This is a genomic window from Hydrogenophaga sp. OTU3427, from assembly GCF_038440225.1.
Classification (GTDB): Bacteria; Pseudomonadota; Gammaproteobacteria; order Burkholderiales; family Burkholderiaceae_C; genus Hydrogenophaga.
In genome coordinates, this window is sequence record NZ_JASATI010000013.1 from 1 (window position 1) to 20,241 (window position 20,241).

A 20,241-nucleotide genomic window follows, 5' to 3' on the forward strand; every position below is an offset into this window, starting at 1 on the left:
TTCGCCCGAGGCCGTGGCCACGCCTTCGGCGCCATTGCGCACGCCCGACACGAGCTGCACCAGGCTGCCCTGCATGCCTTGCAGGGCACGCAGGAGGTCGGCGGATTCGTCGCGGCCCACCACCGTGATCGCGTGGGTCAGGTCGCCGCCGGCGATGCGGCTGGCCACCTGGGACGCGGTCTGTATGGGCCGCACGATGGAGCGCGCCAGCGCCAGCGCCAGCCACATCGCGGCCAGCAGGCTCAGCACCCCCACCCCCACCATGATCTGCTGGCCGGACACTGCATTGCCCATGGCGCTGGTGAGCGCGCCCTCGTAGGCCTGCTGCTGGAAGGTTTCCAGGTCGTCCAGGGTCTTGAGGTAGGCGTCGGCCAGGGGGCGCAACTCGGTGTCGACCTGCGCCGCCACGTTGTCGCCGGCCAGGCGCCGCTTGACCAGGTTGCCACGCGGCGTGCGGTAGGCCTCGCGGGCGGCGTCGATGCGCGCCAGCAAGGCCTTGCCCTGCTCGGACTGGGTCTGCTCCACCAGCTTCTTGCGAGCGGCGACCGTGATCTCCGAGGTCTTGTCCATCTCGGCCTGCAAGGCCGCGATGCGGGACGGGTCGACCTCGGCCAGCGCCGCCTTGGTGCGCACCCAGTTGATGTCGATGGTCTGGCGCCAGCGTATGACCAGGGTGAGCTTTTCCTGTTCCACCGTGGCCAGGGCACGGGTGGTCTCCGCCAGTTGCTGCAGGCGCCACACGCCCACCGCCACCGACACGGCCAGCAGCACCAGGATGAGCGCGAAGGCCAGCAGCAGCCGCTGCCTGATTTTGAGTGAGCCCATGTTGTCTCCGAGAAATTGTCAAACCATTCTATGGCTCGACGCATCCGCGTCCAACTGCTGGCTGAGGGATTCGTTCACCGATCCCCGGGCGCCCGCCTGCGGACGCCCCGCTCACATCTTCTCGGTCGGCTTTCAGTCCGGCAACAGTTCCTCGCCTTGCGGCTGGCGTGCAAAACGGCTGCGCGATACATCGCCGTGGGTGGGGGCGTCGCTGCCCCAGGGCCACCCACCGAAACGTGTGCGCTGGTAGTCGGTGAAGGCCTGCTGGATCTCGGCCTGGGTGTTCATCACGAAGGGGCCGTACTGCGCCACCGGCTCACCGATGGGCCGGCCCTGCAGCAGCAGGCATTCGGCGGCGGTATCGCCGTTGCGCAGGTCCACCGCCGCGCCCGCGTCCAGCTCGAGCGCGGCGTGCTGGTTCACCATGTGGCCCGCCACCTGCAGCGAGCTGCCGGCGAAGAAATACAGCATGCGGCGCGTGCCCTGCCCCGTTGCGGCGGGCAAGGTGAAACGCGCGCCGGGCGCGAGCTTGAGGGTCCAGATGGCAACGTCGGCGTCGGCCTGCGCGGCCCAGGATTCGGGTGGCGGCGCCAGCGGTGCCGCCGCGCCGGGCAAGGCACCGGCCACCACGCTGACCGCCACGCCCGGGGCTTGCAGGGACGGGATGTCGCGGCCCCAGAACATGGTGAAGTGGGGCGCCGCCATCTTGCGCGCGCCCGGCAGGTTGAGCCAGATCTGGAACAGCTCGCAGGGGTTGGGCGCGTTGTCGTGCAGCAGCGGGAACATCTCGGCGTGCACGATGCCGCGCCCGGCGGTCAACCACTGCACGTCACCCTGGCCAAATCGCGCGGCCGCACCCAGCGAATCCGAGTGATCGATCAGGCCATCGCGCACGATGGTCACGGTCTCGAAGCCGCGGTGCGGATGGGCCGGAAAACCGGGCACCTGCTCACCGTGGTACATGCTCCAGCCGTCCTTCTGCGAGAAGTCCTGCCCGATCTGCCGTCCGGCCAAGGACGCGGCCGGCCCGAGCCGGCCATTGCCCGGCGGGTAGTGGTCGTGGTGGTGCACGCAGAACAGAAAGGGATCGAGCGTGGGCCACTGAAAGCCCAGGGCCTGGGCGCCGACGATGGGATGGGTGTCGCTCACGGGGTGTCCTTGGGTGTGCCGGCTCAGGCGCCGGTGCTGCTGCGTTGCAGCCAGTCTATCCACTGCTGCAGTTCGGCCGGGCGCAGCTCGTGGCCGCCGGGGAAATCGGCGCCGGCCAGGACCACCGGCAGCGCGCCGAAGTATTCGCGTATGCGCTGCGCCTGGGGCAGCGGTATCACCATGTCCTGCAGGCCATGGGAGACCCACAGCCGCTTGCCATCCAGCTTGGCCGCGGGCGCGGCCTCAGGCAACACCTCGGGCAGCAGACGGCTGTGCAGCGCGAAGGCGCCGGCCATCAGCGCGGGCCGGGTCAGCAGCAGGCTCAGGGCCATGATGCCGCCCTGGCTGAAACCGCCCACCAGCACCCGCTGCGCCGGCACGCCCAGGCGTTCGGCGTGGGCGGCGACCTCGGCCACCAGCAGGGCGCGACTGACCCGCTCCTGCTCGCCATCGATCACGCGCGAGCCGTCGGACCGCACGTCGAACTGGAACCACGCATGGCTGCCGGGCCCCATCACAAAAGGCGCGCGCAGGCTCAGCACATGGAAGTGCCCCGGCACATAAGGCGCGAGCCCGAACAGGTCCTGCTCGTTGCTTCCCACGCCGTGCATCAGCACCAGCAGCCAGGGCGGCACCGCGCCGGTGGCGGGGCGCTCCAGATAGGTCAGTGACTTACCGTTCATAACAATCCTTTAAACGGGTTGGGTTCACTGCAAGGTGAAGGCGTCCATGGCCAGGTAGCGGTACATGATTTCGCGGGTCAGGTAATCGGGCTTGACGGCCACGTCGCCGCCCCACCCCGCCGCGCCCAGCGCGAAGAAGATGGGCAGGAAATGTTCCTCCGTCGGGTGCGCGTGCACGGCGTGGGGGGCACGCGTGCGGTAGTTCAGCAAGGCGTCGACATCGCCGCGCGCCACCACGTCCTCGATCCAGCGGCTGAATTCGTTGGCGTAGGCGGCCGGGGGGTCGTTGAGTTCGGGGCGGCCGTTGAAGAACTCGCCCAGGTTGTGCGTCATGCTGCCCGAGCCGATGACCAGCACCCCTGCCTCGCGCAGGTCGGCCAGGGCCTGACCCATGGCAAACACCTCGCGCGGGCCGGCGCTGGCCGGCAGGGCCACCTGCACCACCGGCACGTCGGCCTGCGGGAACAGGTGCATCAGCGGCACCCAGGCGCCGTGGTCCAACGGGCGCTTGGGATCGGCCACCACCGGCAGGCCGGCGTCCTGCAGGCGCTGCAGCACGTCCTGCGCCAGCTCGGGCGCGCCGGGCGCCGGGTATTGCAGGCGGTACAGGGGTTCGGGAAAACCGCCGAAGTCGTGCCAGGTGGCGGGCCGGGCGCTGCTCATCACCGCCGGCTGGCGCGCCATCCAGTGGGGCGACATCAGCACCACGCCCTTCAGCGGCGTGCCACGGGCGGCGAGCTGGTCACCCAGCGCCTGGCCCCAGCGGGTGAGCGCCGGACCGGACGCGCCGGGCTCCAGCGCCCACATGGGCGAGCCGTGCGACAGGAACAGGGTGGGCAAGGCGGTGTCTGACATGGTCTTTCCTTGGAGTGTCGGTATGCCCCAAGGATGGCACCGCCGACCCCGAATTTCAACCGACGGAGGCTGAAGTCATCATTCAAAAAGTTTGCATCATCGGGGCCGAATGATTCGAAACCTCCTGCAACATTCAGCCACCGGCACCCACCAGGTAGTCCCGCTTGCCCAGCGGCACGCCGTTGTGGCGCAGGATGGCGTAGGCCGTGGTGATGTGGAAGAACATGTTGGGCAGTGCCCAGGTCTTGAGGTAGTCCTCGCCCAGCATGGTTCGGGAAGCGGTCTTGCCCACGGGGAAGGTGATCTCGCGCGCCTCCTGGCCGTCCACGGCGCTGGCCGGCACGGTGGCGATCCAGTCAATGGTCTTCTGGATGCGGGCCTGCAGTTCCTCCAGCGTGTTCTCGGTGTCGTCGAACTTGGGCGCCTCCAGGCCGCTCAGGCGGGCCGCGCACAGCTTGGCGGCGTCGCAGGCGATGAAGACCTGCGACTTGAAGGGCAGCATGTCGGGCGCCAGGCGGTAGGCCACCAGCACCTGGGGGTCGTAGCCACGCGCGGTGGCGTCGGCACGGGCCTTCTCCAGCAGGTGGTGCAGGTGGGTGAGGGCGTTGCGGAACACCGGCAGGCTGGCGCTGGACAGGGTGATGCTCATGGTTGTGTCTCCGTGGAAAAAGGTCGTGTGGGAAATCAGTAGTGGGGTGGCAGTTCGTCGCGCAGGCTGCGGAACACCGGGCTGCCGGCCTCGGGCAGTTGCTGGCGCAGCTGCAGCAGCTCGCGCTCCAGCCGGTCGATCTGCTGCTGCTGGCGGTAAACGATCTGGTTGAGCTGGTCCAGCAGGTCTTCGGCGAAGCTGGCCTTGATCTCCAGATCGGTCAGCCGCCGGTCGACCTCGGCGCCGGCTGCCGTCACGCCGAGGCCTCGGTGGCGATCTGGCGCAGCGCCTGCTCGAACACCTCGGCCGGCTGGCCACCCGAGATCAGGTGGCGGTCGTTGATGACCACGGCCGGCACCGAACGGATGCCGGCACGCTGGTACATCAGCTCCTGCTCACGCACCTCGTCGGCCAGTTCGTCGCTGGCCAGCAGCGCACGGGCGCGCTCGGCGTCCAGGCCCACCTCGGTGGCCAGGCGCAGCAGCACCTCGTGCGATTCGGGGCTTTCGGCGCGGCCGTGGTAGGCCGTCAGCAAGGCCTTCTTGAGCGCGTGCTGCTGGCCGGGCTGGCCTTCGCGGTCGGCCCACAGCAGCAGGCGGTGGGCGTCGAAGGTGTTGTAGATGCGGCCGCGTCCTTGCGGGTTGAACTGGAAGCCCACCTCGGCCCCGCGCTGGCGGATCATTTCGCGGATCTCGGCCTGCTTCTCGGGCGTGGAACCGTATTTCTGGGTCAGGTGCTCGCCAATGTCCTGGCCGCCGGGGGGCATCTGTGGGTTGAGTTCGAAGGGCTGGAAATGCAGCTCGGCCGAGACCGCGCCTTGCAGGCGGTCGAGCGCCTGCTCCAGCGCACCCAGACCCACGGCACACCAGGGGCAGGACACATCGGAGACAAAATCAATCTTGAGCTGGGCAACGGACGACATGGCAGCAAGGGCCCTCACGGTGTGGGGCGGCAGTGGATCAGGCTGCGATGTTAGGCCGTTTGGGAATGCCCGGCTGGGCGCAGGCCCAAACACGCACCGCCGCGTGGGCCGCACCCAGCAGGGGCCACCACAGGGCGGGATCGAACGCCGCCGCCGGCCCGTCCACCTCGGACCACGATCCCAGCAGCGCCGTCGAGACCGGCCCGACACGCTGCGCCGCCCAGCGCGTGGCCACCTGGCCCACGTCGGACACCACGGAAACATGGCGCAGCACGGCCACGGTCAGGCTCAGTTCGGCCGCCAGGCGCTGCACGTCGGTGGCCAGTGCCAGGGCCGGGCCCTCGTGCACCGGCAGGCCCAGGGCCGCCGCCACCCAGGCGCGTTCGGTCGCGGGCTGATCAGCCCAAAGACCGACAGGCATGACGCAGGCGCTGCCGGCCAGCGCGGTCAGCCGCAGGTGGCAAGCACGCAGCACCCCGGCCGCGTCAGGTGGCGTGTGCTCGGCGCTTGCCGCCAGATCGGCCAGCAGCAGCGCCATGGCATCGCGCACCACCATGGCCAGCGCGGCGTCCAGCCAGCCGGCCACGGGCAGGCGCGGCAGCTGGGCCGCCGCCTCGGGGTTGAACAGGGCCACCGCCTCGTGCAGGTCGCGGTGCAGCGCGGGCAACACGTCGCCGGCACGCGCGCCTTCGCGCGCGATCTTGGCCACGTCGAAGAGTTCGACCTTGCAGGTGCTGGCCATGGACAGGGCCAGCTCGCTGGGCAGTTGGCCCACGCGGGCGCGGGCACGGGCCAACACGCCTTGCACCTGCAGCAAGGCGCTCACCAGGCGCACGTCGCCCAGCACGTCCTGCATCTCGGGCGGCACCAGGAAGGCGTCGTTGTAGTGGCCCATGGGGATGCAGGCGGGGGGCGCGGACTTCAGCCGATGCGCTGGCGCAGCTTCATCTGGTTGGGCAGGGGCACGGTGCGGCGCAACACATCCTCGCCCAGCCAGGAGGCGCAGCGCCAGGCGCGCGCGGCCACGGTGTCCAGCGGCAGCTGCTGGTAGTCGTCGTTGAAGACCTCGAAGCTGTAGTCGCCCCGGTAGCCCAGCTTGTAGAGCCGCGTCACCAGGTCGGCCAGTGCCTCGCTGTGCACGCCTTCGCCGGGAAACACGCGGAAGTGGCGCGCGGTGGTGATGCGCTCCTCCACCGAACGGATTTCCTGCCACATGAAGTCGGCCAACTGCACCAGGAAGATCTTGGCCGGGTCGAGCAGCTCCAGGTCGTCCAGCGGCGTTTTGGTGGCGAACATGTGGAAGGAGTCCAGGCCGATGCCGAGGTTGGGCGCATCGGCGCGGCTGACCACGTCCCAGGCGGTGGTGAACTCGTTGACGGTGCGGCCCCAGCTCAGGCCCTCGTAGGCCACCTTGATGCCCAGCGGCACCGCCAGCATGGCCAGCTTGCGCAGGTCGGCGGCCAGGGCGTCGAGGTCCTGGCTGGCGTGGCCCGAGGTGGACGAACACACCAGCAGCACCTTGGCGCCCAGGGCCGAGGCCATCTCCAGCATGGACTTGGCGATGTCGATCTTGTACTCGTGCAGGTGGCCCGACAGGCCCTCGAAATCGCGCAGGACCTGGAAGCCCGTCACGCGCAGGCCGCTGCCGCGCACCGCCGCCACCGCCGCCGCGAAGCCCTGGGGATGGCCAACCACGTCGCGCGCCGACAGCATCACCTGGGTGAAGCCGGCCGCCTGGATGGCCGCCAGCTTGGCCTCCAACGGCCCGGCCAGCGAGATGGTGTCCATCCCGAAGTCGTCCAGATTCCCGTACAAGTGACTCATGACAGCGTCCCCGGCGTGCTCTCGTCGTGCACCAGCTCGAAACTCAGCGCCCCCATGTAGGTGCGGGTCAGCGCACCGCGGTTTTCCACGTGCACGCCGGTGGACTCGATGAACTCCACCCCCCGCTCGCGCAGCAGCTTGGCGGCGGCCAGCACGTCGGGCGTGCCCAGGCCGATGCGCTGCAGGCGCTCGTCGTCCTCGACGTCGAGCAGGCCGGGCTCGGGCTCGATCAGCTGCAGGTAGAAGCTCTGGCAGGGGCTGCGCAGGATGCGGCCCTTGGGCAGGATGCCGAAACGCACCGCCGGCTCCAGCTCGGTGAAGCCGAACAGCGCGCGGTAGAAGTCGGTCCAGTCGTCCGAGCGGTCGTTGCCGATGTACTGCACGACACCAAACAGGTGCAGGCCACCGAGTGCGGGCGGACGCGGGTCCACGCCCGGGATCGGCACGAAGTCGACGTCGTAGATGGAAAACTCGCGGTGGCGGTCGACAAAATAGATGCGGCTGGGCCCGACACCGTGCACCGCCGGGATGTTGAGCTCCATCACCTCCACATGGGTGGGCACGGCCCAGGCGCCCAGGTCGAGCGCGCGTTTGTAGGCGGTGGCGGCGTCGCGCACGCGCAGGGCGATGGCGGCGATCACCGGTGCCTCGCCCGGCGCCACGCTGTGTGGCAGGCCGGCGGCATGGGCGTTGACGATGACGTTCATGTCGCCCTGGCGGTACAACATCACCTCGCGCGAGCGGTGCCGCGCCACCGGGCGAAAGCCCATCATCTCCAGCACCTGGCCCAGGGCCTGGGGCTTGGAGGTCGCGTATTCAATGAACTCGATGCCTTCCATGCCCAACGGGTTGGGCACGTCGGTGATGGCTTCTCGGTTGCTGTCGATGATGGTCATGGCGGGCGCTCTCCAAAAATGAATCAGACAGGCGCAACAGTAGCAGGTGCGGCCGCCGCGCCGGTGTGGGCGCCGCCCAGGAACAGGCGCTCGATGTGCGGATCGGCCAGCAGCTCGCTGGCGGGCTTCTGCAGCACCAGGCGCCCGGACTCCAGCGCGATCGCCTCGTCCGATATCTTGAGCGCGCTCTTGACGTTCTGCTCCACCATCAGCACCGTCGTGCCCTGGTCGGCCAGCTTGCGCAGCAGCTTGAAGACGTCCTGCACCACGATGGGCGACAGCCCGATGCTGGGCTCGTCGATCAGGATCACCTTGGGCCGCAGCAGCAGCGCGCGGCCGATCTCCAATTGCTTCTGCTCGCCGCCCGACAGGCTGGCCGCCGCGCTGTGCATGCGCTGCTTGACCCGGGGGAAGAAGTCCAGCACCTCGGGGATGCGCTCGTGGGTGGTCTTCATGCCCAGGGTGATGCCGCCCAGCTCCAGGTTCTCGTACACCGAGAGCTGGCCGAACAGGTTGCGCCCCTGCGGCACGAAGGCGATGCCTTTGGCCAGCAAGGCCTTCTGGCTGGCCCCGCCGATGTCCTCGCCGTCCAGCAGGATGCGGCCCTGGCGCGGCTTGAGCAGGCCGAACAAGGCCTTGAGCGCGGTGGACTTGCCCGCGCCATTGGGGCCCAGCAGCAGCGTGATGGAGCCGCGCCTGGCCTTGAAGCTCAGGTTGTTCAGGATCATGAAATCCTTGTAGCCCGCGACCACGTTGTCGAACTCGATGCAGGTGTCGGTCTGGCCCATGTCAATTCCCCAGGTAGGCGTCCAGCACCTGTTTGTTGCCGCGAATTTCCGCCGGCGTGCCGATGGCCATCACCTGCCCCTCCACCATCACCATGATGCGGTGGCACAGGTCCATCACGAAGTCCATGTTGTGCTCGATCACCACGAAGCTGCTCTTCTTGCCAAAGCGCGGGTTGTGGTTGAGGTCCTTGAGCAGGGTGCTGATGCCGCCCACCAGGCTGGGGTTGACCCCGGCGCAGGGCTCGTCGAGCAGCACCAGGTCGGGCTCGCTCATGAAGGCCATGGCGATGTCCACCAGCTTTTGCTGGCCGTAGCTCAGCTCGCCCGCCTTCTTGTCGGCCACGTGCCGGATGCGGAACTGATCGATCAGCGCGTCGGCCTTGGCGCCCAGGCCCGAATCACCGGGCGCGAACATGCGGCTGAACATGGACCCAGAATGCTCCTGCGCGGCCACGATCAGGTTGTCGCGCACGCTCATCTTGCCAAACACCTGCAATGTCTGGAAGGTGCGCCCCACCCCTTTGCGGTTGAGCTCCAGCGGCCCGCAGGTGGTGACGTCCTCGCCGTTGAGTTCGATCCTGCCTTCGTCGGGCGTGATCTGGCCCAGCATGCTGTTGAACAGCGTGGTCTTGCCCGAACCGTTGGGGCCGATGACGCCGAAGATCTCACCGGGTCGGACCTCGAAGCTCACGCCACCCACCGCCTGGATGGCGCCGTAGGCTTTTTTCAGACCGGTGACCTTGAGCAAGGGTGCTGTGCTCATGCCTGGGCTCCTTGTGCTTTTGCAGCAGCGGCGCGTGCCGCCGAGGCTTCTCTGGATTGCCGGCGCGCCTTGATGCGGTCGGGGATGGACAGCAGCCCGTCGGGCAGCCAGATCATCAGCAGCACCACGGCCGCGCCGAACACGAACAGGTACCAGGCCTGCGCGAAACGCAGCCACTCCGGCAGGATCACGCCCACCGCCGCGCCCAGCACCGGCCCCAGGAAGTAGCCCGGGCCGCCGACCACCACCATCAGGTACATCATGATGGAGGCGCCCACGGTGAAGGGGGCCGGCTCGATGAACTGCACCAGGCTGGCGAACAGGGCTCCGGCGATGCCGGCATAGACCGCACCGATGGCAAAGCTCAGCAGCGTGTAGCTGCGGGTGTCCACGCCCAGGCTCTCGGCCCGGATGGGGTTGTCGCGCAGCGCCGTGAAGGCCTTGCCCCAGGGACTGCGCAACAGCCCCCACAGCAGCACGGCCAGCAGGGCCGTCACGCCCAGCACCAGGTAGTAATAGGGCACGTTGCCTTCCAGGCTGAAGCCGAACAGGCTGGGCCGGGCGATGTTGTTGATGCCGAAGGTGCCGCCGGTGAGCCATTCCTCGTTGCGCATCACCAGCCAGATGGCGGTGTTGAAGCCCAGGGTGGCGAAGGCCAGGTAGATGGTCTGCACCCGCAGGGCCGGAAAGCCCAGGATGATGCCGACCACGAAGCAGATCAGCATGGCCGTGGGCAGGCCCAGCCAGAAGCTCAGGCCGGCCTTCATCATGATGGCCACGGTGTAGGCGCCGATGCCGAAGAAGGCGGCGTGCCCGAGCGACTTCTGCCCGGCGTAGCCCACCGTCAGGTTCAGGCCCATGGTGGCGATGATGTAGATCAGCCAGTAGGTCAGCAGGTAGACGCCGTAGTTCTTGAGGAACTGGGGCACCACGACGAGCACGGCGGCCGTGATCGCCAGGGCGATAAGGGTGGACTTTTTCATACCTTGCGCTCCACTTTCTTGCCCAGCAGGCCTTGTGGCTTGAACAGGATCACGACCATGAAGATCACCAGGGCCACGGCGTCCTTGTAGGCCGGTGAGATGTAGGCCGCGGCGAGGTTTTCGCACACGCCCACGATCAGCCCGCCCAGCAGCGCGCCACGGCTGTTGTTGAAGCCGCCGATGATGGCGGCGAAGAAGGCCTTGGTGCCCAGGCTCTCGCCCATGTCGAACTTGGCCAGATAGGTGGGCGTGACCAGCAGCGCGGCCGACACCGCCAGCACGGCGTTGATGGCGAAGGTGTAGAAGATCATGCGCGGCACGTTGATGCCCAGCACCGAGGCGCTCTCGGTGTTCTGGGCCACGGCCTGCATGGCGCGTCCGGTCACGGTCTTGGTGATGAAGGCCTGGGTGAACAGCACCAGGCCCAGCGCCAGCACGAAGGTGCCCACGTCGGAGGCCGAGATGGTCACGCCGGCGATGTTGAACAGCTTGTCGGGAAACAGACTGGGGAAGGGGTGGGCTTCGGCGCTGTAGCCGGCGCGCAGGCCGTTGCGCATGGCGATCGACAGGCCGATGGTGGCCACCACGATGGGCATCATGCCGTACTTGAACAACGGGTCCACGATGCCACGCTTGAACACCCAGCCCAGCACGAGGACGGCGGCGAAACACGACACCACAAAACCCAGCCACAGCGGCAGGCCCGCGGCCATGCACGCCAGCATCATGAAGGCCGGCAGCATCACGAACTCGCCCTGCGCGAAGTTGATCGTGCCGCTGGCCTGCCAGAGCAAGGTGAAGCCCAGTGCCGCCAGCGCGTAGATCGCGCCGGTGGACAGGCCACTGAAAAAGAGTTGGAGGAAGTCGACCATGGTGGCCTCGCGGTTGCGCGCGCCAGCCTGGCCACCCGCGATGGGGGCCAGGACGGCAGCGAGAAAAGGAACTTACTTCTTGGCGGGCGCGTTCAGCGGCGGCAGCGTGGCCACCACCTCCTGCTTGCCGGCCTTGACCTCGACCATGTAGCTCTCGCGGTCGAGGTCGCCGTTCTGGTCGAAGCTCACGTCCATGATGATGCCCGGGTACTTCTTGGCGCTGATCTCCAGGCCCTTCATGGCCTGGGCCACGGCCTTGCGGTCGAGCTTGCCGACCTTCTCGATCGCCGCCTTCATGGAGTACACGCCGGTGTAGCCCTTGATGCCGTTGTGGTCCGAGATGTACTTGTAGTCCTGGTAGAACTTGGCCTTGAACTTCAGCATCTCGGGGTTGGGCGCGTCCACCGTCAGGCCGACGTGGGCCACCGCGCCGTTGGCGGCATCGCCGGCCAGCTCGATCACCTTCTGGCCGGTCAGCGTGGTCTCGCCGATGATGGGCTTGTTCCAGCCTTGCTTGCGCAGTTCGCGCAGCGCGCGGGCCGACTCTTCCTCGTTCGAATAGACGAACACCGCGTCGGCGTTGCTCTGCTTGGCCTTGAGCACGGCGGCCGAGAAGTCGACCTGGCCGGCGTCGGTGGAGATCTCGGCCACGATCTTGGTCGACGTGCCGGCCAGGGCCTTCTTGATCATGTCCAGGCCGCCCTTGCCGAAGTCGTTGTTGACGTAGATCACCGCCAGTTCCTTGGACTTGGTGGTGATGTACTTGGCCACCTTGGGCATGGCCGTGGCCTGGGTGAAGCTGGTGCGGAAGATGTAGGGGTTGCCCTGCTGGGTGATGGCGGCGGCCTCGCCACCGGTCCAGTTGGGCAGCTCGGCGCGGCGGCTCTCGGCCATGCTGACCATGATGGAGCCCGAGAACACCGGGCCGAAGATGGCGAACACGCCATCGTCCACGGCCTTCTGCGTCAGGCCCTTGGCCACGCCGGGGTTGCTCTGGGTGTCGCTGGTGACGGTCTCGATCTTCTTGCCCAGGATGCCACCGGCCGCGTTGATTTCCTTCACCGCCAGCTCGACGCCGTTCTTGAAGTTGGTGCCGGCCGTGGCGCCGCCACCCGAGAGTTCGACGATGTTGGCGATCTTGATGGTCTGCTGGGCCTGGGCGCCGGCAGTGGCGACCAGGGCGGCGGCGACCGCGATCCATTTCAACGTGACGCGTTTGTTCATCTGTGTCTCCTGGGAGTGAAGTGCGGCGCCCCGGGGGCGGTCCTGCGTGGTGAATAGGTGAAGCCGGGTGAAGCGGCGATCGGGCTCAATTTGAACGCTCATCGATCAAATCTCCGATTCGGGCTCGACTGTAAGCAGCATCGTCAGCACAATCCAACGAAGTTTTGATTTTAAAGATCGATAATCGCTCAATATCGTTCGATCATCGATCATATCGCGGGTTAACACCAAGCAGCCTGGCGGGTCCGCCGTTCCTATGCTTCATGCCATGACAACACCCGCCCCCGCCCCGCCGGCCCTGGACAAACGCGACTGGATCGCCGGCCTGGAGAAGGGCCTGTCGGTGATCGAGGCCTTTGACGCCGAACACGCCCGGCTGACCGCCAGCCAGGCCGGCCAGCGCTGCGGTCTGACCCGCACCGCCGCCCGCCGTTACCTGCTGACACTGGCCCACCTGGGCTACGTGGCCACCGACGGCAAGCTGTTCTGGCTCACGCCCCGGGTGCTGCGCCTGGGCCAGTCCTACCTCGATTCGGCCCGCCTGCCGCGCACGGTGCAACCCTTCCTGCAACGCGTCACCGCCGGCACCCAGGAGATCGCCTACGTGGCCGTGCTGGACGGCGATGACGTGGTCTACATCGCCCGCAGCGGCACCCACCGCAACCTCAACAACGGCTACGGCCTGGGCACGCGGGTGCAGGCACAGGTGACCGCCGCCGGCCTGGCCATCCTGGCCATGCAGGGCGAGGCGGCGGCCGACGCCTGGCTGGCGCAGCGCGAACTCAAGGCCTTCACCTCGCACAGCATCGCCAGCAAGGAGCGGCTGCGGCTGGAACTGGCCCGGGTGCGTGCCCAGGGCTGGGCGCTGAGCGAGCAGCAGCTGGAACTCAACTACCGCGGCATCGCCGTGCCGCTGCACGACCACCACGGCGAGCTGGTGGGCGCGCTCAACATCTCCATGCCCATGAACCACGAAAGCAGCGCCGACGCCGTGGCGCGGGTGCTGCCCGTGCTGCAGGAAACCGCGCGGGCCATGCGCAAACTGCTCTGATCAGGGGCGGTGCCGCGCCAGGCGCCACACCTTGAACGCGCACAGGGTGGCCAGCACGGCGCTGGCGGTGGCCGCCCAGTAGACGCTGGCCAGCCCGAAGCGCGCGCTCAGCAGGCCGCCACACAAGCCGCCGATGACCCCGGGCAGGCCATAGCCCAGCACCGCGAACAGCGCCTGCCCGCGCCCGCGCAGGCGGCCCGGGAAATGGTGCGACAGCAGCGCGATGCACACCGTGTGGTGGGTGGCGAAGGTGATGGCGTGCACCGTCTGCACCAGCAGCAGCACCGGCAGCACCGGCCAGGCGGCGGTGAAGCCCATGCGCAGCGCGGTGAGCGCCGCCGCCAGCAGCAGCCAGGCCGACAGGCTCAGGCGCGGCAGCCAGCGGCCCTGGGTGAAGAACCAGGCGATCTCGCACACCACCGACACCGCCCACAACACGCCGATGACCAGCTTGCTGAAGCCCAGCGAATCCAGGTAGAGCGACAGGAAGATGTAGAGCGCGATGTGGGCCAGCACGTGGAAGAACAGCGCCGCGAAGAACCAGCGCACCGCCGGCTGGCGCAGCACCGGCCAGAGATCGACCCGCCCGCCCTGCGCCGCGTGCGCTTCCTTCATGTCGGGCAACCACCAGGTGCTGGCCACCACCGCCAGCAGGCTCAGCGTGGTCCAGGCCGGAAAGCTGCCCATGCCGGCGTGTTCGAACCAGGCGCCGGCCGCCATCACGGTGACCAGGAAACCCAGCGAGCCCCACAGCCGCACACGGCCGTAGCGGGCGGCATCGAAACGGCCACCCTGGCTGACCAGGTGGGCCATGGCGGCCTCGCTCATGGGCATCATGCCGCTGGTGTGGGCGAACATCAGCGACAGCAGCAGCAGCAGGCCGCCCAGCGACCACTCGAACCACAGGCCGATGGACAGCACCAGCGCGATCAGGGCGCTGTAGCGCAGCAGCTTGACGCGTTCGCCGGTGTGGTCGCTGAACCAGCCCCAGGCGTAGGGCGCGAACAGCCGCGTGCCCGACTGCACCGAGGTCAGCAGGCCGATGGCGAACAGCCCGTAGCCCAGCTCCTTGAGCCACAGGGGAAGGTAGGGATTGAAAAAGCCGATGTGCGCGAAATAGGACGCCGACAGCGCGGCAAAGGGCGCGAGCTGCCGGCGGCCCGGCGCGGTGGCCGGTGGCGAGGGAAACGGATCCAGGGTGGTGGTGGCGGTCACCCCCGGTGGCGGGGCGGACCGGGGACTGTCGGAACGGTGCATGCGGGCCATTTTCGCACCCACCCCGCGCCGGTGCGCCGCCCGCCCGGGGGCCGGCCGGTCACTTGCAGCCCAGGGCCTCGCATTCCTTGGCCAAGGCGTCGATCTGTTCCTTCAGTTCGCGGTCGCGCGTGTCGCACAGGGCGGCGGCGGCGGCCTTTTCGCTGGCGATCTGCGCCGCGTGGGTCTTGCCATAGAGGTTTTGCACGTAGCGGTATTGCTCAGCCGCCAGCCGCTCCTGGGTCTGCTTGCAACGCTGGCGGTGCAGTTCCAGCGCATTGCGCGCGTCCGGCAGCAGGCGGCCCTGGAGGTCGCGGCGGCGCCGCTCCTTCTGGCTTTCCTCGGTGAGCTTGTTCAGGCGCTGGGCTTCGGTCACCGGGGGTGCGTCACCGGCCTGGGGGACCGGCGGCACCGGAGCGGCGCCCGAGGCCGGCCGGACCTCGATTTCGCCACCCTTGCCCGCGCAAGGGGCGTCCTGGAAGGACACCTTGCCATCGGACCCGGTGCACTTGTTCACGGCCCAGGCCGGCGGGCCCGCCAGCGCCACACACAGGAAACAGAGCAGCCCAGCTTTCATGACGACCGCCTCCTACGCGTGCCCAGGCATGCCCAGGCCGATTCAGGACGCGCGCCGAACCGCCGCGATGTCCGGCGTGCCGACCTTCACGTCGCCACACTGGGCCCGCTGGCGCAGGGCGTGTTCCATCACCACCAGCGCCAGCAGCGCCTCGGCGATGGGGGTGGCGCGTATGCCCACGCAGGGATCGTGGCGCCCCTTGGTGATGACCTCGGTGGGCTGGCCATCGACGTCGATGGTGTCGCGCGGGATCAGGATGGAACTGGTCGGCTTGATGGCCATGGACACTTCGAGGTCCTGGCCGGTGCTGATGCCGCCCAGCACGCCGCCAGCGTTGTTGTGCGCGAATCCACCGGGGGTCAGCGCATCGCCATGGGTGCTGCCCTTGTGGGTCACGCTGTCGAAGCCGGCACCGATCTCCACGCCCTTGACGGCATTCAGGCCCATCATGGCGAAGGCGATGTCGGCGTCGAGCTTGTCGTACAGCGGCTGGCCCAGGCCCACGGGCATGTTCTGCGCCGTCACGCGCAGACGCGCGCCACACGAGTCGCCGCTCTTGCGCAGCTCGCCCATGTAGGCCTCCAGCGCCGACACGTCGGCCACGGGGGCGAAGAAGGGGTTGTTCGGCACGTGGTCCCAGCTCTCGAAGGGAATCTGCACGTCGCCGATCTGCGTCATGCAGCCGCGGAAGGTGGTGCCGTAGCGTTCCTTGAGCCACTTGCGGGCCACCGCGCCAGCGGCCACGGTGGGCGCGGTCAGCCGGGCCGAGGAACGGCCGCCGCCACGCGGGTCGCGGATGCCGAACTTGTGCCAATAGGTGTAGTCGGCGTGGCCGGGGCGGAAGGTCTGCAGGATGTTGCCGTAGTCCTTGCTGCGCTGGTCGGTGTTGCGGATCAGCAGGGCGATGGGCGTGCCGGTGGTCTTGCCCTCGTACACGCCGCTGAGGATCTCGACCGCGTCGGGCTCGTTGCGCTGGGTGACGAACTTGGACGTGCCGGGACGGCGGCGGTCGAGTTCGACCTGGATGTCGGCCTCGCACAGGTCCATGCCCGGCGGGCAGCCGTCGATCACGCAGCCGATGGCCGGGCCGTGGGATTCACCAAAATTGGTGACTGCGAAGAGGTTGCCGAAGGTGTTGCCGCTCATGGCGGGGATTATCCCAGAGCCCCGGGACGGTGGCCGCACGAGGCTGGAATGCTTCATGCTTGACAGGGCCTTGCAGCATCAGTCCCGCTGCAGAAGGAGAACCCCATGCTCGACCGCACCGGCACCCAGTTTTCCCACGTCAAGCCCACGGACACCACCTATGTCTCTGGCGGGCTGCGCGACTTTTTCCTCTACCGCGACCTCGGCATCGCCGAGGCCACCCACGGCAAGGTGATCGCGCACCTGGTCAAGGCCAACATGGCACCGGATGAGGGCACCGGCTGGCACCGACATGATGCGGATTTCCAGATCGTGATCATGGTCAAGGGCTGGGCCCGCTTCATGTACGAGGACCAGGAGACCCTGGTGGAAGCCGGCGACGTGGTGCACCAGCGCCCGGGCATACGGCACTACCTGTTCGACTACTCGCCCGACATGGAGTACCTGGAGATCGTCTCGCCGGCGGATTTCAAGACCATCGACGTGGACCCGGTGTGTGTGGTGCCGCCGTCGACACCTTGGAAGTAACGTTCGTCGAGTGTGTGCGCGTCGGCTTCGCGGGATCGGGGCGACGGGGTGCCCTGTTCCGCTCATGTCCCCCGGGCGCTGCGCGCCCTCCGCCTTTACTTCGCTGCACAGGGTACCCCGCCACCCCGATCTGAAACGGTGTTGGCATGCCACCGTGGGTTCACCACCCCGCCGGCTGCCCGGGGGCATGGTGTGCGTGGCGCAGCGGCATAAAGGGGGAGGCCGAAGGCCGGAGGACAGCCGCGGAGCCAGGTACGCCGTGGCCCCGGGCGTACAAGCCACCTCAACTCAAAACTCGGCATCCAACTCGTCAATCTCCTCCGGCTCCTCCAGCGCCGCCGCCACCCACTCCCGCATCGCCGGCAGGGCCATGATGCGCTGGCAATAGGCCGCGCACACCGGGTCCAGCGCCACGTCGTAGGTCAGGAAACGGGTCACCACCGGCGCGTACATCGCGTCCGCCATGCAAGGGTGCTTGCCGAACAGGAAGGGGCCGCCGTGGGTCACCAGGCACTCCTTCCAGATCGCGACCACCCGCTCGATGTCGGCCTGCGCGCGCGACCACACCTTGAAGTTCGGGAAATGGGCCTTGATGTTCATGGGCAAGGCACTGCGCAAGGCGCTGAAGCCCGAGTGCATCTCGCCACAAATGGCCCGGCAGTGCGCGCGCGCCTTCAGGTCCGCCGGCAACAGCGCGGCGCGCGGCTTGACCTCGTGCAGGTACTCGCCGATGGCCAGCGTGTCCCACACCTTCACCCCGTTGTGCAGCAGGGAAGGCACCAGCATGCTGGACGACAGCAGCAGCATCTCCGCCTTCATGGCCGGATCGTCCGGCGGAATCACCTTCTCCACGAAGTCCAGCCCCGCCAGCCTGCACATCAGCCAGCCCCGCAAGGCCCAGGCACCGTAGTTCTTGCTGCTGATCGTCAATTGGGCCTTGGCCATGGGTTCACTCCTCGTTGGTGGGGGCCATCAGCAAGCCCTGTGCCAGATGGAGACGCGCCGATGAACGCACCCCACCACCGTGTGGCGCTGGCCCGCAAATTGCGTGGCTCCATGCACCGGACCACAAGTCCCCCGCACGACAGGACCCCCATGCTGTACCAGGCCTACCAGAACCAGTCCGACCTGTTGTCCCCCCTGCGCCTGCTGGCGCAACACACCGGCGCCGCCCTGTGGCTGCACAAGACCGAACGCAGCCTGTTGCGCCGCGTCGCGGCCGCCAGCGAGGTGTTCCACCGCTTGAAGCTCACCCACACCCGGCCGCCCTACCGCATCGACAGCGCGCGGGTCCAAGGCGAGACCGTGCCGGTGACCGAGGAAAAGACGCTGGAACTGCCCTTTGGCACCCTCTTGCACTTCAAGAAAAGTGGCGTTGGCGACCAGCCGCCGGTGCTGCTGGTGGCGCCGCTGTCGGGCCACTTCGCCACCCTGCTGCGCGAGACCGTGCGCACCCTGCTGCAGGACCACGACGTCTACATCACCGACTGGCACAACGCGCGCGACGTGCACCTGCGCCACGGGGCCTTCCGGCTCGACGACTACGTCGACTACATGGTGCGCTTCATCGCCCGCATCGGTCCCGGATGCCACGTGGTGGCGGTGTGCCAGCCCTGCGTGGCGGCGCTGGCGGCCACCGCCCTGATGGCCGAGGACGACCACCCGGCCCAGCCGCGCAGCCTGACGCTGATGGCCGGCCCGGTGGACTGCCGCGTCAACCCGACCGAAGTGAACCGGCTGGCGGTCAGCAAGCCCATCACATGGTTCGAGCAGAACCTGATCAGCCACGTGCCCCTGCCCCACGCCGGCTTCATGCGCCGGGTCTACCCGGGTTTCGTGCAGGTCAGCGCCTTCATGAGCATGAACCCGGACCGCCACAAGCAGTCCTTCATCGACATGTTCAACCACCTGGTCGATGGCGACGTGGAACAGGCGACCGTGATCCAGAACTTCTACGAGGAATACCTCGCCGTCAACGACCTGCCGGCCGAGTTCTACCTGGAGACGGTGGAGAAGGTGTTCCAGACCTACGACCTCGCGCGCGGCGAGCTGGTGGTCAACGGCCGCCGCGTGGACTGCGGCGCCATCCGGCGCACCGCCCTGATGACGGTGGAAGGCGAACGCGACGACATCTGCGCGGTGGGCCAGACCGTGGCCGCGCAAGACCTCTGCACCCGCGTGCGCCCTTACCTCAAGACCCACCACATCCAGACCGGCGTGGGCCACTACGGCGTGTTCAGCGGCCGCAAGTGGAACCAGCAGATCTACCCACGCGTGCGGGACATGATTCACGCGGCCTGCGGCTGATCGGCCAGCTGGCGGCGCAGGTGCTCGATGAAGGCCTGCGCCACGGCATTGCGCAGCCGGCCCGGCCGGTACAGCAAGGCCACCCGGCGCTGGATGACCGGACGCCGCAGCGGCAGCACCACCAGGTCGGTGCCGACCAGCGAGGTGGTGTAGAGCCGGGGCATCAGGCCCAGCGCCAGGCCACCACGGACAAAGGCGTACAAGGTCTCGGCGTAGTCGACCCGGTAGGGCGTGTGGGCAATGCGTCCGAACTGCGCGCTGGCCGGCCCGGCCAGCGCCGGCATGCTGCCGCTGCTGAACAGGACCAGTTGCGCCTGCGCGATGGCGCGCCAGGTGGCGCTGCCCGCCCGCGCCAGGGCGTGGTCGCGCGGCACCACCAGCACCAGCGGGTCGTCGAACAGCTCCACGCAGCTCAGCCCCGAGGGCGGCTGGGTCACGGCCGCCACCGCCACGTCGAGCTCGCCCGCGCGCAGCGCGTCGATCAGTGCGTTGGACGGCCGGTCGCGCACCTCGAACTCCACCTCGCCCGGCGCGCTGTCGATGAAGCCGCGTATGGCCTGCGCGAGCAGGCCGCTGGCCGAGGGCACCACCCCCACCCGCACCACCGCCCGCCCGCGCTGCACCACGCCCGCGATGTCCTGCAGGGCCAGGTCCACCGTGTGGACCAGGAAACCCGCCCGCTCCAGCACCGCCGCGCCGATGGGCGTGAGCTCGACCTGGTGGGTGGAGCGCTGCAACAGGCGTGCGCCGATCAGGTGCTCCATCTGCTTGATGGCGTTGCTCAGTGCCGGCTGCGTGATGGACAACAACCCGGCCGCGCGCCCGAAATGGCGCTCGCGCGCCAGCGTGGCAAAACACTGCAGGTGGCGCAGCGTGAGGCCCCGCAGCGCCGAGCTCGCTTGCTCATTCATGGCTTGAATGAAATCATAGTTATTTGAAACTTTG

Annotated in this window: 23 protein-coding genes; 3 read left to right on the forward strand and 20 right to left on the reverse strand. The window is 68.2% G+C overall.

All coding sequences use genetic code 11. From position 1 onward, the window contains the following. The 15 genes from AAHB17_RS09850 to AAHB17_RS09920 form a co-directional block, all read right to left on the reverse strand. On the reverse strand, window positions 1–825 hold an 825-nt coding region (locus AAHB17_RS09850), incomplete at its 3' end, for an MCP four helix bundle domain-containing protein (protein WP_342130381.1). Between the two features lie 132 nt (window positions 826–957). Further along, window positions 958–1,974 (reverse strand): pirin family protein, encoded by a 1,017-nt coding sequence (locus AAHB17_RS09855; RefSeq protein ID WP_342130382.1) that lies wholly within the window; start codon window positions 1,972–1,974, stop codon window positions 958–960. A 23-nt stretch (window positions 1,975–1,997) separates the two neighbouring features. Next, window positions 1,998–2,657: an alpha/beta hydrolase gene (locus AAHB17_RS09860; protein ID WP_342130383.1), complete on the reverse strand. Its 660-nt coding sequence runs from the start codon at window positions 2,655–2,657 to the stop codon at window positions 1,998–2,000. A gap of 24 nt (window positions 2,658–2,681) precedes the next feature. After that, on the reverse strand, window positions 2,682–3,512 hold the full coding sequence (locus AAHB17_RS09865; RefSeq protein ID WP_342130384.1) for a DODA-type extradiol aromatic ring-opening family dioxygenase: 831 nt from the start codon (window positions 3,510–3,512) through the stop codon (window positions 2,682–2,684). Between the two features lie 133 nt (window positions 3,513–3,645). After that, window positions 3,646–4,161 carry a DUF1993 domain-containing protein gene (locus tag AAHB17_RS09870; protein WP_342130385.1) on the reverse strand — a complete coding sequence of 172 codons (516 nt, stop codon included), beginning with the start codon at window positions 4,159–4,161 and terminating at the stop codon, window positions 3,646–3,648. 35 nt (window positions 4,162–4,196) lie between these two features. Next, entirely contained in the window at window positions 4,197–4,418 is a 222-nt protein-coding gene (locus tag AAHB17_RS09875; protein WP_342130386.1) for a SlyX family protein, read from the reverse strand. Beyond that, entirely contained in the window at window positions 4,415–5,083 is a 669-nt protein-coding gene (locus tag AAHB17_RS09880; protein WP_342130387.1) for a DsbA family oxidoreductase, read from the reverse strand. The genes AAHB17_RS09875 and AAHB17_RS09880 overlap by 4 nt, the downstream gene beginning before the upstream one ends. Before the next feature lie 37 nt (window positions 5,084–5,120). Continuing rightward, window positions 5,121–5,978, reverse strand: coding sequence for a hypothetical protein (locus AAHB17_RS09885; protein ID WP_342130388.1), 858 nt, complete (start codon window positions 5,976–5,978; stop codon window positions 5,121–5,123). Window positions 5,979–6,004: 26 nt separating this feature from the next. Continuing rightward, window positions 6,005–6,907 (reverse strand): sugar phosphate isomerase/epimerase family protein, encoded by a 903-nt coding sequence (locus AAHB17_RS09890; protein ID WP_342130389.1) that lies wholly within the window; start codon window positions 6,905–6,907, stop codon window positions 6,005–6,007. Next, on the reverse strand, window positions 6,904–7,803 hold the full coding sequence (locus AAHB17_RS09895) for a VOC family protein (protein ID WP_342130390.1): 900 nt from the start codon (window positions 7,801–7,803) through the stop codon (window positions 6,904–6,906). The genes AAHB17_RS09890 and AAHB17_RS09895 overlap by 4 nt, the downstream gene beginning before the upstream one ends. 23 nt (window positions 7,804–7,826) lie before the next feature. Then, the gene (locus AAHB17_RS09900) at window positions 7,827–8,591 is read right to left on the reverse strand and encodes an ABC transporter ATP-binding protein (protein ID WP_342130391.1); all 765 of its coding nucleotides are present in this window, start codon (window positions 8,589–8,591) and stop codon (window positions 7,827–7,829) included. A 1-nt stretch (window position 8,592) separates the two neighbouring features. Continuing rightward, window positions 8,593–9,354 carry an ABC transporter ATP-binding protein gene (locus AAHB17_RS09905; RefSeq protein WP_342130392.1) on the reverse strand — a complete coding sequence of 254 codons (762 nt, stop codon included), beginning with the start codon at window positions 9,352–9,354 and terminating at the stop codon, window positions 8,593–8,595. Then, window positions 9,351–10,337 carry a branched-chain amino acid ABC transporter permease gene (locus AAHB17_RS09910; protein ID WP_342130393.1) on the reverse strand — a complete coding sequence of 329 codons (987 nt, stop codon included), beginning with the start codon at window positions 10,335–10,337 and terminating at the stop codon, window positions 9,351–9,353. Before AAHB17_RS09910 ends, AAHB17_RS09905 begins: the two co-directional genes overlap by 4 nt. Then, the gene (locus AAHB17_RS09915) at window positions 10,334–11,209 is read right to left on the reverse strand and encodes a branched-chain amino acid ABC transporter permease (RefSeq protein ID WP_342130394.1); all 876 of its coding nucleotides are present in this window, start codon (window positions 11,207–11,209) and stop codon (window positions 10,334–10,336) included. The genes AAHB17_RS09910 and AAHB17_RS09915 overlap by 4 nt, the downstream gene beginning before the upstream one ends. A 72-nt stretch (window positions 11,210–11,281) precedes the next feature. Next, window positions 11,282–12,433 carry an ABC transporter substrate-binding protein gene (locus AAHB17_RS09920; RefSeq protein ID WP_342130395.1) on the reverse strand — a complete coding sequence of 384 codons (1,152 nt, stop codon included), beginning with the start codon at window positions 12,431–12,433 and terminating at the stop codon, window positions 11,282–11,284. Between the two features lie 268 nt (window positions 12,434–12,701). On the opposite strand from AAHB17_RS09920, the gene AAHB17_RS09925 reads away from it, so the two are divergent. Then, window positions 12,702–13,484, forward strand: a complete 783-nt coding sequence (locus AAHB17_RS09925; protein ID WP_342130396.1) for an IclR family transcriptional regulator domain-containing protein — start codon at window positions 12,702–12,704, stop codon at window positions 13,482–13,484. On the opposite strand, the gene AAHB17_RS09930 is transcribed toward AAHB17_RS09925, so the two are convergent. Genes AAHB17_RS09930 through aroC form a run of 3 tightly spaced genes read right to left on the reverse strand, consistent with a single transcriptional unit; the run spans window position 13,485 to window position 16,461 of the window. After that, window positions 13,485–14,741, reverse strand: a complete 1,257-nt coding sequence (locus AAHB17_RS09930) for an MFS transporter (RefSeq protein ID WP_342130397.1) — start codon at window positions 14,739–14,741, stop codon at window positions 13,485–13,487. It abuts the gene before it with no gap. 58 nt (window positions 14,742–14,799) lie between these two features. Beyond that, complete coding sequence (locus AAHB17_RS09935) at window positions 14,800–15,315, reverse strand: DUF4124 domain-containing protein (RefSeq protein ID WP_342130398.1); 516 nt, start codon at window positions 15,313–15,315, stop codon at window positions 14,800–14,802. A gap of 42 nt (window positions 15,316–15,357) precedes the next feature. Further along, entirely contained in the window at window positions 15,358–16,461 is a 1,104-nt protein-coding gene (aroC, locus tag AAHB17_RS09940) for a chorismate synthase (RefSeq protein ID WP_342130399.1), read from the reverse strand. A gap of 105 nt (window positions 16,462–16,566) precedes the next feature. Here aroC and AAHB17_RS09945 point away from each other — a divergent pair, with 105 nt between their 5' ends. Beyond that, complete coding sequence (locus AAHB17_RS09945) at window positions 16,567–16,989, forward strand: cupin domain-containing protein (protein ID WP_342130400.1); 423 nt, start codon at window positions 16,567–16,569, stop codon at window positions 16,987–16,989. 288 nt (window positions 16,990–17,277) lie between these two features. Here the strand turns inward: AAHB17_RS09945 and AAHB17_RS09950 are convergent, their stop codons facing one another. After that, window positions 17,278–17,934, reverse strand: a complete 657-nt coding sequence (locus tag AAHB17_RS09950) for a glutathione S-transferase (protein WP_342130401.1) — start codon at window positions 17,932–17,934, stop codon at window positions 17,278–17,280. A 150-nt stretch (window positions 17,935–18,084) separates the two neighbouring features. Here AAHB17_RS09950 and AAHB17_RS09955 point away from each other — a divergent pair, with 150 nt between their 5' ends. Beyond that, window positions 18,085–19,296, forward strand: coding sequence for a polyhydroxyalkanoate depolymerase (locus AAHB17_RS09955; protein ID WP_342130486.1), 1,212 nt, complete (start codon window positions 18,085–18,087; stop codon window positions 19,294–19,296). Here AAHB17_RS09955 and AAHB17_RS09960 read toward each other — a convergent pair. Then, window positions 19,278–20,207 carry a LysR family transcriptional regulator gene (locus AAHB17_RS09960; protein ID WP_342130402.1) on the reverse strand — a complete coding sequence of 310 codons (930 nt, stop codon included), beginning with the start codon at window positions 20,205–20,207 and terminating at the stop codon, window positions 19,278–19,280. The genes AAHB17_RS09955 and AAHB17_RS09960 overlap by 19 nt on opposite strands. Window positions 20,208–20,241 lie beyond the last annotated feature (34 nt).

Excerpts from the sequence above, each read along its gene's own strand:
- AAHB17_RS09860 (WP_342130383.1), bottom strand. The coding sequence starts at position 2,657 with ATGAACGGTAAGTCACTGACCTATCTGGAGCGCCCCGCCACCGGCGCG.
- AAHB17_RS09865 (WP_342130384.1), bottom strand. The coding sequence starts at position 3,512 with ATGTCAGACACCGCCTTGCCCACCCTGTTCCTGTCGCACGGCTCGCCC.
- AAHB17_RS09870 (WP_342130385.1), bottom strand. The coding sequence starts at position 4,161 with ATGAGCATCACCCTGTCCAGCGCCAGCCTGCCGGTGTTCCGCAACGCC.
- AAHB17_RS09880 (WP_342130387.1), bottom strand. The coding sequence starts at position 5,083 with ATGTCGTCCGTTGCCCAGCTCAAGATTGATTTTGTCTCCGATGTGTCC.
- AAHB17_RS09885 (WP_342130388.1), bottom strand. The coding sequence starts at position 5,978 with ATGGGCCACTACAACGACGCCTTCCTGGTGCCGCCCGAGATGCAGGAC.
- AAHB17_RS09890 (WP_342130389.1), bottom strand. The coding sequence starts at position 6,907 with ATGAGTCACTTGTACGGGAATCTGGACGACTTCGGGATGGACACCATC.
- AAHB17_RS09895 (WP_342130390.1), bottom strand. The coding sequence starts at position 7,803 with ATGACCATCATCGACAGCAACCGAGAAGCCATCACCGACGTGCCCAAC.
- AAHB17_RS09900 (WP_342130391.1), bottom strand. The coding sequence starts at position 8,591 with ATGGGCCAGACCGACACCTGCATCGAGTTCGACAACGTGGTCGCGGGC.
- AAHB17_RS09905 (WP_342130392.1), bottom strand. The coding sequence starts at position 9,354 with ATGAGCACAGCACCCTTGCTCAAGGTCACCGGTCTGAAAAAAGCCTAC.
- AAHB17_RS09910 (WP_342130393.1), bottom strand. The coding sequence starts at position 10,337 with ATGAAAAAGTCCACCCTTATCGCCCTGGCGATCACGGCCGCCGTGCTC.
- AAHB17_RS09915 (WP_342130394.1), bottom strand. The coding sequence starts at position 11,209 with ATGGTCGACTTCCTCCAACTCTTTTTCAGTGGCCTGTCCACCGGCGCG.
- AAHB17_RS09920 (WP_342130395.1), bottom strand. The coding sequence starts at position 12,433 with ATGAACAAACGCGTCACGTTGAAATGGATCGCGGTCGCCGCCGCCCTG.
- AAHB17_RS09925 (WP_342130396.1), top strand. The coding sequence starts at position 12,702 with ATGACAACACCCGCCCCCGCCCCGCCGGCCCTGGACAAACGCGACTGG.
- AAHB17_RS09930 (WP_342130397.1), bottom strand. The coding sequence starts at position 14,741 with ATGCACCGTTCCGACAGTCCCCGGTCCGCCCCGCCACCGGGGGTGACC.
- AAHB17_RS09935 (WP_342130398.1), bottom strand. The coding sequence starts at position 15,315 with ATGAAAGCTGGGCTGCTCTGTTTCCTGTGTGTGGCGCTGGCGGGCCCG.
- aroC (WP_342130399.1), bottom strand. The coding sequence starts at position 16,461 with ATGAGCGGCAACACCTTCGGCAACCTCTTCGCAGTCACCAATTTTGGT.
- AAHB17_RS09945 (WP_342130400.1), top strand. The coding sequence starts at position 16,567 with ATGCTCGACCGCACCGGCACCCAGTTTTCCCACGTCAAGCCCACGGAC.
- AAHB17_RS09950 (WP_342130401.1), bottom strand. The coding sequence starts at position 17,934 with ATGGCCAAGGCCCAATTGACGATCAGCAGCAAGAACTACGGTGCCTGG.
- AAHB17_RS09955 (WP_342130486.1), top strand. The coding sequence starts at position 18,085 with ATGCTGTACCAGGCCTACCAGAACCAGTCCGACCTGTTGTCCCCCCTG.
- AAHB17_RS09960 (WP_342130402.1), bottom strand. The coding sequence starts at position 20,207 with ATGAATGAGCAAGCGAGCTCGGCGCTGCGGGGCCTCACGCTGCGCCAC.